Origin of the sequence: Pseudomonas sp. SJZ078 (genome assembly GCF_007828255.1) — a bacterium.
Classification (GTDB): domain Bacteria; phylum Pseudomonadota; class Gammaproteobacteria; order Pseudomonadales; family Pseudomonadaceae; genus Aquipseudomonas.
In genome coordinates, this window is record NZ_VIUG01000047.1 from 20,844 (window position 1) to 33,089 (window position 12,246).

Sequence of the window (12,246 nt, forward strand, 5' to 3'; positions counted from 1 at the left end):
ATGTGACAAAATGCTGTGACCACATTAGTACACCAGAATCTCAATTACAAGCCATGTAGAAACGTTGAAGGTGTTGCTTGTCAGCGATCAAGATACGTAGCGTGTTTTTTAGCATGATTACAACCTGTAAGGACTATCGGCATGGTGTGAGTTGTATTTAAAACCAAATTTAAATAGGGGCCTACTATCTAAAGATGACAGTTACGATATGCGTAATATGTAGGTCGAGTCCTGCATTCTTGTAGGAAATTTCCCTGAGTGCGATCTCGCTTGTTCAAGCGGGCTCAGTGGTTGTTCAATTGATATTCGCGATACTGCTCATAGGGCGAGAGTAGACGAAGCCCCCCTTATCACTAAAGGTGTATGCCAAACTTGGCCTATTCATCTTCCCCTGTTGCAGGGCGGACATTTCATGAAGGAGTTACTGAGCAGCATTCATTCCTCATCGCGCTCGCGATTTCATTCTGAGCAGCAGAATCGAGCTTGATTCGTAACCGAACCATAAACTGCCTACCTACGGATGGGATAACGGTTTATCGTGGCATTTCCGGTGAGCAATTCCACGGCAATAGTGCTTTCGTAGTCAGCTACCGACTGCGCATGCGGCAGTCGCTCCAGTACGTGGCGCAGCCATGTATAAGGCTCTTGGCCGTTGACCTTGGCAGTTTTGACCAAACTATAGATCTGGGCACTGGCCGTCGCGCCTTTGGGCGTGTCGCTGAATAGCCAGGCCTTACGACCGATCACAAACGGCTTTATTGCGACGCGCATGGGCCATGCGCACTGGATCACCCAACGCGCCAGCGTCCGGCGCAGTATCTATGCCATGTTGACTCAACACCGTTTCGAAACGATGCAGTGGCAGGCCATCGACATACTTGGTGGTCAACAACCTAGCCAATACGCTCGGGCTGGCCATGCTCTTTTCGATCAACTGGGCGGGATTGTCAGCGGTGACCGGGGCAACTTCACAACCCCGGCAACCGTAGACTTTGCGGATGTATCTGATGATCCGGATCTACATCGGCACGATATCCAGCTGTTCGCTGGTTTCTTCACCGATCACATGCTTTGCGCAACCGCAGGCACAGGTGGATGACTTCGATATGTGGCATGTCAGCCAACGGTGGCCTGCGCTTGCCACGGCGCGGAGCTGGAGCAACCATTTCGCAGACTGAAGCGTCGGCTCGCTTTCAGGCTCGTTGAACAGCGCCAGTTGCGGGGTATTGGGCTCGACCGTTTGTTCTGATTTGCGCCCGAACAAGCAGTCGCGCAATAGCTTGATCTGTTCGTTCAAATCGACGATGTGGCCTTCATGGGCTTCCAGAACTTGGGCTGTTTTTGCTTGGCGAGTCAGTGCCTCAAGCAACAACTGCTTGAGCAGAACAGGATCATCAGAAAGGTAATCGGGCAGGAAAACCATCGCCCGGATTATACCGGTTCAGGCGACGAAACGAGGCGTCAAAACCTGATGAGTACGATTGCGCCAGAGATCAAAGCCGTCGAGCAGCCAGTTCAGTTCTTGCACCGTCAACTCGATCGCCTCGTCGGTGGCGTCGGGTGAAGTTTTAAAACATCCAGACTCAAGGCGCTTGAGCCAAAGGCAAAAGCCGTTGCGCTCCCAATACAACACCTTGACCCGATTGCGGTGTCGATTCAGGAAAACAAAGAGCACAGGGTCAAACACCGCGACTTTGATACCGAGTCGACCAACGCAGCCAGGCCATCGATGGATTTTCGAAAGTCTACCGGCTTTGGGTAAAGGTACACTTTTTCAACGCGAGCATTGGGACGCATCATGGTGATGGGCTCCTGATCGAAATCGGGAGCACTGCATCCGTTGTCAGCTATTCGCTTGGAATGCGGGGTTTATGGATCGGATATGATCGAAGAACTTCTCCAAATCAAACTCCACGCACCAGCGGTGAGCCGTCGCCACATGGGCGCGGGCTGTTTCGATGGCTTGATGAGCGCTTCTGCACGGACGAAAGACGTAGCTGTACTCCGAGAACAGAGGATCGAAGTTCGGCGTGAGCTGCAGCAGAGCCTGTTGGATCAGGCGATCCATGACACAGGGAATGCCCAACTGCCGTGTTCCACCTTTGGGTTTGGGGATTTCGACGGTGCGTACACCTTGCGGGTGATACTCACCGGCCAGCAACCGAGTCTTGAGGATCGGCCAATATTGTCTCGTGTAGTCCGCCAATTGCTCCACCGTCATGCCATCGGCACCCGGTGCGCCCTTGTTGCTGACCACACGTTGATACACACGCCGCAGGTTACCGGTGCAAGCACCCGCTCCTTCAGCGTGTCCGGCTCCGCGTTCGTCCACGTCACAGACGCCGCCGATGTCTGCGCACTACCAGCCGCAAGCCCCGGATTCCGTCCGGGACTTGGGGTTATAGCCCTCTTGAGGAGAGATTTCTGCTTTTTTCGACATTCGACGAGATTCTGACGCCTATTGGCGACATAACCTGATCGGCTACGGCTTCGGTTGAGTTCTGCACGCTCATCCCGTCGCCTATCGACGCTCGATAGCACACTGGCAAGCGCATAGTTCGCGCGACCTTTCTGCTTATGCCTGTCGGATTTACGTCACAGTATTCTGTGTAAGTATTGGGCTTCGATGATTTGGGCCGTCTAACCCCGCTGCGCCGCCTCTATCCGCTTCCTGTTCGTCAGGCCAGCATTTTGCCTCGGGCTTCCTTCGGATTCGCAGTCACCCGCGACACCCTTGCTTGCCTCTGGGCTAACACTTCCTCTTGCCGGGTGCGCAGAGGACTTCCAAGTCATCAGCGTGGCCACCACAGCCAAGCTGGTTGCGCTTGCGCGCAACGCGCCATACCTGGCGCACCCAAAGAAAAACCCGCTTTCGCGGGGTTGTCGAAGTCAGAGTTCGTCGCAATGGTCGCGCAGAGCCGTAGCATTGAACAATTAGCCGAAATGCGTGCGGCGCCGGATGCGTCGAATGAAAATGCAGGCCACGAAGGCGCGCGGTCTCGGGTCTTCAGCTCCTTGTCGATCGTACTGTTCACCGGCAGCCGTTACTTTACCGATATCATGACTCACCTCGATGCTGCTCGTTGTGTAATTGGATAAGAATAGGCCCTCATATACTCGTACTCGCTATCAAGGGCAGTACTAATGTAGGTTACGTCGATATCTTCAACGTTCTTATCGGTAGGCTTTAAGAGTGGGTAGGTATGGCCGACCAGATACAAATCATTACCTAACTTCATCCTAAAACCCGCGAGGCCAACAGATGAACCATTCACATAGTAATAGGCATCTCCCAGATAAACGCCACTGATATTTTTAAAGATCGCAACTGTATTCTCCAGCATGGTTGCTGGAAAAAAAACCCCCCCTCCCGTGCCACAAAATGGGTACTCTGCCCGCGCTTGAGCGCCCTTATTGTTTTTATTCTTTGTAGTCAAAAAGTCACGATTATTAACTGTCTCCATACAGCTCGTTGGCGGTATTTGACCAACCACCAGCTTCGTCGGAGGTAACTCGATCCCGCCCTTGCGGGCAGATAATAAAATGTCAGCGCCAGCTAACATGGCAAGGTCAACATATAAACTAAATATACCCTCAGTAGAGCTTTGTTGTAAATCTAGAATATCCCCATTGCTTCTTGTGGCGCTTATGGTATAAGAGGCTTCCCCTGCGGGGAGCCCGAGGAGCTTGCCCGCAATCACGGAGTCCGTTGTAGATAGGACAGTGGAGGTGCATACAACGGGTCCAGCCGTAGTAATAATCTCTGCTATATTGTTACAGATCTCGATATCAACTGGAATGCGTTCTTGATCGACTGCTAATACTATTCCAGATACCAGCCCTGCTGTCGCCAACAAAAAAATAGGTATAACACTGTCCATTTAAATCTCCTGTTTACTTTGTGTGCGCTTTACTGTGCGACTTTAAGGTCGCAGTGTCAATTTTTTGGTTGACCTACACTCAGCCTAGCCCAGTTTGTTTTACCGCCTCTCTCTGTTGAGGGAGGATGACCGTCAGTATTAGTACACCTTGCTCTCATGCCAACTCAGGTCGTCTGCCACCTGTTTGCGAAAATCGGCAAAAGACTGCATGGCATCCGTTTTTTAATAAATCATATAAACGCAGACGATGAGATTGATTCATGACGAACTCCTATCCTTGTTAGCCCAATAAAGTTATTGAATACTTGCCATATCCAGTCATGTTGCTTTGTTGAAACTGGTCCACTTCCACGCTAGCGTGGCCCAATAAGTCTGTGGTGGCGCCTGGAAAAAATGATTGAGGTAGGGCCAACGCGCATGGATTTCGGCTACACGACATCCAGATAAAGCCGGCACGATAACAAGCCCCCAGATCATCCAGTGATCTCTCCTCTCGTCATAGACAACCCGTCGGAAAGCAGCATTAGTAGAGCTTCGGCGACAGTGCCAGCCGAGATAAGCAGGTCTTCTTTGACCTCTATTACCACTGCACAAATATCAATTTCCGTTTCGCGGAGTACGAGACTATCAGGGCTGAAATGTCTACCGCGATCATGTCGGCCCGACTTGGTTGCGATTTTTTGACTGGTAGGTCGTTGCCTTTGAGGTTGCAGCGAAATGGACTGCTGGAAGTAGAGCCTTTCGAGATCGCATATCAATCAAAACGCTAATCGGCTCAAGATAGACGACATCTTGACAATATCTGATCAAAACCACCCTCGCTTCCTGATTCAGCATCACTGACTAGCTCGGAGCTCGGCCAGCTCTTAACCTCTGTTACCGAAATCAGCATAACTCGCTCCATTTTGGACCGCATAGCGATCCCTTGAAGGTTGACGTATTGGCGACAATATCATCGTGACAATTTTACATTCGACTAACGGTCAGGTACAACTCGCCTTGATCGTTCCAGATGACATCTCGGTGCTTAGGGGAACTCTGAAAAAGACTTCCATCTCTGGTGAAATACGCACCTCACACGAACCGAACGGTTGAGCCCCGATGAAACAGATGTCCTTGGCCGATGCTGAATATGCCGGCAAACGTAAGCAGACCCGCCGTGAGCGCTTCCTGATCGAGGATGGATAAGGTCGTGCCGTGGAAGGGTTTAATTACCTTGATTGAGCCGTAAATCCGAAGGGTGAAGGTGGGCGTCCGGCATATCCGTTGACGGCCATGTTGCCGGGTGCATCTGATGCAGAACTAGTTCGGTTACAGCGATCCGGCAATGGAAGCAACACTCTACGAAACCACGATCCTGCGCCAGTTTTCCGGGCTGCACCTGGATTGTATTTCCGATGAAACCACGATCCTCAACTTCCGGCGCCTGCCGGAAAAACATGAGTTGGCGGGCGGGATTTTGAAGGTTATCAACGGCTATCTGGGTGACCGTAGCCTGCTGTTGCGCCAAGGCACCGTGTCGATGCGACGATCATTCATACGCCGAGTTCGACCAAGAACAAGGACGGCAAGCGGGACCCGGAAATGCACCAGACCAAGAATGTATGGTCAGCCCACCTCCTGCAACCCAGCTTGATGAACGGTAAAGCATGCTTGCGCTAATGTATTCGGGCTCATGGTGAGCACGGTTATTAGCGCTCGGCCCCTGATGAGAAGTCGCTCCCAACTGTCCTTGATAAAGGGATCAGCCGTTAAAAAGACTGTCTTGGTCTTCAGGTTTTCAGTCGGGATGTCTGCCGTTTATCGTCATCATCACTGTCGTCGCAAAAGCCGGTAGTAACTCGATTAGGTCAAACCATTTGTTGCACGTTGTAGCTACCGCCTCGGGCCAATACAGCCCAGACGATTCTTGCCATTTTGTTGGCTAGCGCACAGGCGACCTTGTTCGGGGGCTTGCTAGCCAAAAGCTTTCTTACCCAAGCTCCGAGGGCATCGTTTCGCTTGTCGATTCGGATCATCAGTGCGTGAGCGCCTTGCACCAGTAGGCAGCGCAGATACTTGTCGCCGCGTTTGCTGATGCCGAGCAAGCTCGTCTTGCCCCCGGTTGAATACTGTCGAGGCACCAACCCGAGGGAGGCAGCAAAGTCGCGCGAGCTTTTGCAAGTCGAAGCGTCGCCGACGTCGGCCAGCAGCGCGCTAGCGGTGAGAGGGCCGATGCCGGGGATGCTCAACAAGCGCATGCCGGCTGCGTCCTCAGACAATTGCTGTTTGATCTCGACATCGATCGCTTTGATATCTCGAGTCAGGCGTTGAATGTCGAGCAGCATTCGCTCAACCGCATTGCGCAGTCGAATCGGCAGTTCGTGGTTTTCCATTAACGCGGGTACCTGCTCCAGAGCAGCATATCCAACGGGGAAAATGATGCCGAATTCCAGCAGAAAGCCGTGCACCTGGTTGATGATTCCCGTGCGATTATCCACCCAAGACATGCGCAGCTTGTGCTCGGTCGACAGGATCTGCTGCTCAAGGGTCTTTACCGGAACCGAGCGGGTTCTGGGTCGCGACGCTGCTTCGCAGATGGCCTCTGCATCGATAAAGTCATTCTTGTTGCCTGTGACGTAGGCCTTCACATGCTGCGCCGCGATTAATTGCACTCGGTGGCCTAAGCCCTCAATCTGCCTAGCCAGCCACTGCGAACCGCCGCAGGACTCCATGGCAATTTTGCAGTTTGGCAACTGCGCCAGATACGGCAGCAATTGGCTACGATTGAGCTTCTTGCGCAAGAGCTGATTTCCTCTGGCGTCCTGGCCATGCAAGTGGAAGGTGTTCTTGCCGATGTCGATACCCAGAAGCGTCACGGTGTTCATGAGAGATCCTCCTTCGGTAAAGAGAGAAACCCGGTAAGTCTAGACTCACCGGGTTTCTCGAGCCGAGCTGACCATCTCATTAAGGGAATATGTATTTCTTCGGAAAGAAAGCGCACATTGGCGTCGATGCCGAATCCGACTTGGTGCAATAGCATGGTCGACACGGCGGCGAATGTAGCGGACGTGACTCAAGTCGATCAGTTGTTACACGGTGAGGAAACTTACTCCTCTGGCGATGCCGGTTACACCGGCGTGCACAAACGTCCTGAGCATCAGGACCGCCAAATGATCTGGTCGATTGCCGCCCACCCCAGCACGTATAAGAAATACAACATGAAGAGCTTGATCGCTCAGGTGCGTCGTAAAATCGAATACACCAAAGCTCAATTACGAGCCAAGGTTGAACATCCATTTCGCGTGATCAAGCGTCAGTCTGGTTATACGAAAGTGCGCTTTCGTGGTTTGGCGAAAAATATCGCTCAGCAGACGACTTTATTCGCGTTGTCGAATCTGTAGATTGTGCGAAAGCGATTGCTGAGTGCAGGAGAGGTGCGCCTGTATACGGGCTAATTGCCCTGGAGCGGTGCGATTAGAGGAGAAACCATGAGTTAAGAGCAGAAAAGAGCACCGGGCTTGATTTTTGGCTGAGCATACTAGGGCCCCCTTTTACGAAGCGATTTTCCGTCGCGACACCAGAACCATTGATAGTTGTGGGCTTATCACTGAACGTACCCGCCCACTGTATACCCCTTGGTTAGCAAGCATCGGTTATGGACTCAATTCAGGATGAAGAGGATCAGCAACTAGCAGCAAAAATTACAGCAGACTTTTTTCGCCACAATACAAGTAGGAGAAACCGCAACAACATGACACGACAACACATCGACTCCAGAAATAGATCTGAGCTGTAAAGGTCTAAACTTGATGAAACCCATTTTGAACAAAGAACGGGGCAACCGAACTTTTTTGGTGTGCGAGAGTCACCAACGCAAGGGAGTTGATCCCACATGAACGTTGCCAATTGTTAAGCAAAAGTTGAGCTTATTGAATTTGCCGGAGAACACGATAACGTTTCACAGGCCTGCAAAATAATGGGTGTATTGCGAGACACCTTTTATTGTCATCAGAAGCCAAAGCCACTGGCGCCTCCCCTCTAGTCAAGAGGCCTCAAAATGAGCATTTTCAAGACTTTCACGCCATCTACCCTGAGCCGCGAAGCGTTCGTAGCAGCGCTTGCTGACATTTATGAACGCTCGCCCTGGATTGCCGAAAGAGTTTACGACTTGGGTCTGGACGCCAGCGACGACCAGATCAACACTTTACACCAGCGCATGAGTGACATTTTGTTAAGCGCCGACCACGCCAGACAACTGATACTGATCAACTCTCGCCCAGAGCTGGCCGGCAGAGAAGCCATCCAGGGCCACCTGACCGAAGCCAGCACCCATGAACAAGCAGGCGCCGGTATTTACCACTGCACGGCCGAGGAACTCCAACGCTTCGTCGAACTGAATGAAGCCTACAAAGCCAAATTCATGTTTCCCTTCATCATGGCGGTAAAAGGCAGCGACCGGCACCAGATCCTCGTCGCGTTCGAGGCGCGCATCCACAACCCGGCAGACGTCGAGTTCAACTGCGCGTTGGCAGAAATCAACAAAATTGCCCGGTTCCGATTACTTCAGCTCTAAGCCGAGCCGGCCCTTGCCGGTGACGCATCTCCAGCCACCTGTTAAAAGGCAGACAAGAAGAGTGATAGCTTACGCCGTACCTTTCGAGAAGTTAGTAAACCTGACCGTTGCCCATCTGGTCACAAGATTATCTCGAGTTCAGCTACCTACGCGCCTCAACATACCCGGATGACGGGGTAGCGCGCCGTGCGGCGGCAATGAACAGGTCTGATCTGGTTGCAGCCCTTAACTATGGCCGCGCCCTTGCATACTCCGATGAACACTTCGGCCACATGAGCAACATCCTCAACTCGGGCCGCGAGATCAACATGGACGAAGGCTCGGTCATCGTCGCGCTGGGGCACGCTGACAAGATCGAGAAAATCTACATCGACACCCTGCACTTCAAGAGCAACTACTCGGACACCTGCTCGATTCAGGGCGCATTCGCCAAAGGCGGCACCGACAGCCAAATCGAAACCCGGAGCTTATTCTGGCGTGAACTGCTACCGAGCCAGAAGCGGGAAATGCACGAAGAACACACCTTCAGCGAGCAGATCAAAGGTAAGCGGCTGACAAAGTCAACTACAGCGACTTTTACACTTCAACACAGCCAGGGCTCTCACTAAGGACGGTCTGAAGTAGTCATGTGTTCCTGGTGGACTTCGGCCACGCCGTTTTTGAAAGTGGCGAGTTAATCAAGAACGCTCATATTACTCACTCATTCTGCGCTTGGCTTTATATAGGACGCTGTGCTGCCCAGTTTCTGGTAGGTGCTGCGCCGGGCGGCTATCTGCGAGATGACTTGGAGACCTTCATGCTCGGGGCGTTTCTCCACTCAGGCATAACCGGCATCGGCACAGACTACGTTTCCGTCGCCGTGCAGCAGCTTATCGACCTGCGTGACATCTGCCTCATTGGTGGCCGTGCCCACCACGCTATGCACCAGGCCTGGTTCGTCATCGTAGCGCGCAAGAGCAATCAGCCTCGCCGCTGATTCGGTTGCGTCGGTTACCGAAGCAACACCTTAAAGGTGACCACTCTAACCGCTCTTGTGACGCGGGAAATTTCCTACACCCTCCCCGGAAACGCCTGACTGTGACCAGGCAGCCACTCTGTCACATTTGCCCGGCTTTTGGTTCCGGCCACTGCTTGAAGCCGCCAGCATTTGTAGATTCCAGTCAGACCGCTATTCAGTTCGAGCCTGGTATTGGTTCGACTTATGAACAGCCTGGATTCGTAAATAATTTAGAAACGTAAAGTAGAAAATGCAGCACGGACCGCTGTGCGTTCTCAATCTGAAGAGATTTGCCATGGCAACAATTGAAAGATATTCAAAACCCCGTGCACTGCTGCATTGGTGCTTTGCAGTCGTAATAATCTGGACCAGTATCAGTGGCTTTGGTGTCTCGTTCATCCAAATACCTGAACCGGTTGTGGGTATTATTCACAGCCTAAATGTTTCGCTGACTGCGCTACTGATTCCCCTACTCCTGGTACGCCTTACTTATCGGTTGGTCCACCCAAGTCCTTCACTACCCTCAGAATTCTCCCCGTTCTACCGGTGGCTGGTTGAGGCTGGACACATAGCACTCTACATCTCGACAGCTCAAGTACTATTCACCGGCGCGCTCATGATGGATCGCCCCATCGAGATATTCGGTTTGCTGTCCATCCCGCAGCCATTGCAAGATCCTGCGCTGATCGAATTTTTCTTTATCACTCATCGTTATGGTTGTGTGGTGTTGGCTCTGTTCGTGATCGGCCACATCGGTGCGGTGCTGCTGCATGCTCTGCGTGGCCATAACTTGCTTGAGCGCATGTCGCTCTCATCGAAGAGCGCCGCATGACCTCCCTGATCGCGTGATTCCGACCTCTGCCCTGACAGCGAGGAGCCTTGGCTGTGGGTACTGACGTTCGTGCCGGTGGCGAAGGTGTCAATTCCAAATCGGCAATTGAAACGGTCGAAGCTCGAGGAGTTACCTTGCTGGAAATGCTATTGGTCGTCCAGCGTGCACTCGCCTGATCCCTCACCATTCTCAACGATCAGCTCGGCGAGGATGGAGGCGAGCAGATTGTTATAGATCAAAATGTTCTCGTCCAACGAGCGAAACCACGACAACTCGGCTGGAGATCCATTAGGAAAACAGAGCAACGTAAGCCTTCGACGATCCCGGTGAGGGGCTACCGGGTTTGATGGTTGTGCGAGCAATCACCACCCCAAATGAAGTAGCCCCGCATGAACGTTGTAAATCAACCGATTGTTAAGCACAAGTTGGGCTTGTTGAACCTGGCCGAGGAACTCGGCAACGTTTCACAGGCTTGCAAAACCCAATAACGACGCAGCGAGGTCGACGAAAGGCTGAGAAACCACACAAAGTGGTGAGTCGGCTCTCCCGTGGTAGCCGTGCTTGATTTTACGCAGGCTGAAAATCCGATTTTTTCAACAGAATCGGCCGATTGCTGTCACTAAATCTCGGCAAGTACTCGCTCACCCCCTTTGGTTTTCGCCCATTCCGCTGCTACGCTCTTGCGTCCTCGATTGGAGTCGAACCAATGCCCACCGAATATTCACTTTCTGATGTTCTTGAACGGCTGTACCAAAATCAGCTCTCCTTGGAGGCTGCTGTGATGGAGCTGACCTTGAAGGGTGAAAATCAAGGTCAGCGGAAATTGGCGCTAACGTCCACGATGCACTCTGCCCGGTCTGCTCGCTGCAGACTGCTCTGCTAACCCTGCTATGGGTAGCGTTCGTTCGGTGCCAGCAGGTTGCGGCTACCGTCGGGCAAGACCTTTTCGGCAAAGCTCAGTACGTCACGAATATGATCATCTACCGTAATCCAACGAGGTGCTGACGCGCCTGAACGGCCGCCTTTGGTACCGTCCTGGATGTTGATCTTGCCAAATTGCTTGGCTTCACTTTTTAGACAGGCGGTACGTGTCAATGTACCTGTCGCCTTGGTACTTCTGCTGCTAACCCGTTGCGCCCTCAACTTCAGGGCGTTCTGTCGCCCATAGTTAAACCCCCGGCCCTTACTCCGACTGAGGCCCCCTTGAACCAACATCAGCGCACCAGCATTCCATGGGGAAGGAAGCCGCCATTATCAGTGATCGGCTGCCCATTGGATGACCGACCGAACTTCCGACACCGAGTATGATCGAACCAATCACCAAGAACAGCGTCAGAGTGGCAACCTTGATCAAGGCAAACCAAAACTTTATTTCACCGAACCATTTGACGCCAATCAGTTTCATCACGGTAACGATGCCAGCGCCACCAGGGCTGACACCCATTGCGGCACCACAGCGAAAGTGTCCCAATATTGCATATACAGCGCCACTGCAGTGATATCGACAATCGCCCAATTCAGAAAGTACATCCAACCTGCGACGTAGGACGCTTTTTAACCCATGAACTCCAGTGAATAGGACACGAAGCTGTCGATGGTAGGCCGATGCATCACTCAACTCACCCAGCGCGCAAGATGAGAAATGCCAAAAAGCCGGACACTAGATAGACGGTGGCCAAATGAAGATTCGGCTACTTGCAATCGCGCACCGCCCCCCTAAAAAAGCCCCAAGTAACCAAGGGCTCTTGCTTCTTTCGTTCAGTACCTCGCCTACCTGCGGGAAAGCCCCCCCAAATCATTACCAACTGGATAGCCACCATGCGTTATCGACCTCAAGCCAATTAAGAGCTTGCTTGTTGCCGCTGACCGAAAACTGACCCAGTGGGGGGGATGCGGACAAAAACTTGGACTGGTTATGCCGCGAAGCCCAGGCTCTCACGATACTCAACGGGACTGAGAGCGCCGAGGGAAATCTTTATAC

General features: G+C 52.4%; 6 protein-coding genes and 9 pseudogenes. 7 read left to right on the forward strand and 8 right to left on the reverse strand.

The annotated features are described in order from the left end of the window. Positions 1-533: 533 nt before the first annotated feature. From FBY02_RS26395 to FBY02_RS26415, 4 genes and pseudogenes are all read right to left on the reverse strand, one after another. Positions 534-1,423 (reverse strand): annotated as a pseudogene (locus tag FBY02_RS26395) (transposase). Between the two features lie 18 nt (positions 1,424-1,441). Further along, positions 1,442-1,800: pseudogene (gene tnpB / locus FBY02_RS26400) on the reverse strand (IS66 family insertion sequence element accessory protein TnpB). A gap of 79 nt (positions 1,801-1,879) precedes the next feature. Continuing rightward, positions 1,880-2,471 (reverse strand): annotated as a pseudogene (locus FBY02_RS26405) (reverse transcriptase domain-containing protein); the annotation flags it as partial. A 594-nt stretch (positions 2,472-3,065) separates the two neighbouring features. Further along, positions 3,066-3,881 carry a hypothetical protein gene (locus FBY02_RS26415; protein ID WP_144931236.1) on the reverse strand — a complete coding sequence of 272 codons (816 nt, stop codon included), beginning with the start codon at positions 3,879-3,881 and terminating at the stop codon, positions 3,066-3,068. A 951-nt stretch (positions 3,882-4,832) separates the two neighbouring features. Between FBY02_RS26415 and FBY02_RS28905 the strand changes: the two genes are divergently transcribed. Both FBY02_RS28905 and FBY02_RS26425 read left to right on the forward strand, forming a co-directional pair. Then, a complete protein-coding gene (locus FBY02_RS28905; protein WP_371921438.1) occupies positions 4,833-4,976 on the forward strand; it encodes a hypothetical protein in 144 nt (47 codons plus the stop codon). Between the two features lie 6 nt (positions 4,977-4,982). Continuing rightward, positions 4,983-5,480 (forward strand): annotated as a pseudogene (locus tag FBY02_RS26425) (IS5 family transposase); the annotation flags it as partial. 251 nt (positions 5,481-5,731) lie between these two features. Here the strand turns inward: FBY02_RS26425 and FBY02_RS26430 are convergent. After that, positions 5,732-6,748: an IS110 family transposase gene (locus tag FBY02_RS26430; protein ID WP_144931237.1), complete on the reverse strand. Its 1,017-nt coding sequence runs from the start codon at positions 6,746-6,748 to the stop codon at positions 5,732-5,734. 83 nt (positions 6,749-6,831) lie between these two features. Here FBY02_RS26430 and FBY02_RS26435 point away from each other — a divergent pair. The 4 genes and pseudogenes from FBY02_RS26435 to FBY02_RS26445 all read left to right on the forward strand — a co-directional run. Next, positions 6,832-7,264 (forward strand): annotated as a pseudogene (locus FBY02_RS26435) (transposase); the annotation flags it as partial. A 498-nt stretch (positions 7,265-7,762) separates the two neighbouring features. Then, positions 7,763-7,878, forward strand: a pseudogene (locus tag FBY02_RS28520) (helix-turn-helix domain-containing protein); the annotation flags it as partial. A gap of 42 nt (positions 7,879-7,920) precedes the next feature. Next, positions 7,921-8,436 carry a 2-oxo-4-hydroxy-4-carboxy-5-ureidoimidazoline decarboxylase gene (uraD, locus tag FBY02_RS26440; protein WP_144931239.1) on the forward strand — a complete coding sequence of 172 codons (516 nt, stop codon included), beginning with the start codon at positions 7,921-7,923 and terminating at the stop codon, positions 8,434-8,436. Positions 8,437-8,573: 137 nt separating this feature from the next. Next, a pseudogene (locus FBY02_RS26445) lies at positions 8,574-8,978 on the forward strand (allantoicase); the annotation flags it as partial. Positions 8,979-9,131: 153 nt separating this feature from the next. Here FBY02_RS26445 and FBY02_RS26450 read toward each other — a convergent pair. Next, positions 9,132-9,379, reverse strand: a pseudogene (locus tag FBY02_RS26450) (transposase); the annotation flags it as partial. 349 nt (positions 9,380-9,728) lie between these two features. On the opposite strand from FBY02_RS26450, the gene FBY02_RS26455 reads away from it, so the two are divergent. Further along, positions 9,729-10,265 carry a cytochrome b gene (locus FBY02_RS26455; protein ID WP_144931243.1) on the forward strand — a complete coding sequence of 179 codons (537 nt, stop codon included), beginning with the start codon at positions 9,729-9,731 and terminating at the stop codon, positions 10,263-10,265. 894 nt (positions 10,266-11,159) lie between these two features. Here FBY02_RS26455 and FBY02_RS26465 read toward each other — a convergent pair. After that, positions 11,160-11,378 (reverse strand): annotated as a pseudogene (locus FBY02_RS26465) (integrase); the annotation flags it as partial. Positions 11,379-11,448: 70 nt separating this feature from the next. Beyond that, positions 11,449-11,709 carry a hypothetical protein gene (locus FBY02_RS28525; protein WP_256662565.1) on the reverse strand — a complete coding sequence of 87 codons (261 nt, stop codon included), beginning with the start codon at positions 11,707-11,709 and terminating at the stop codon, positions 11,449-11,451. Positions 11,710-12,246: the final 537 nt, after the last annotated feature.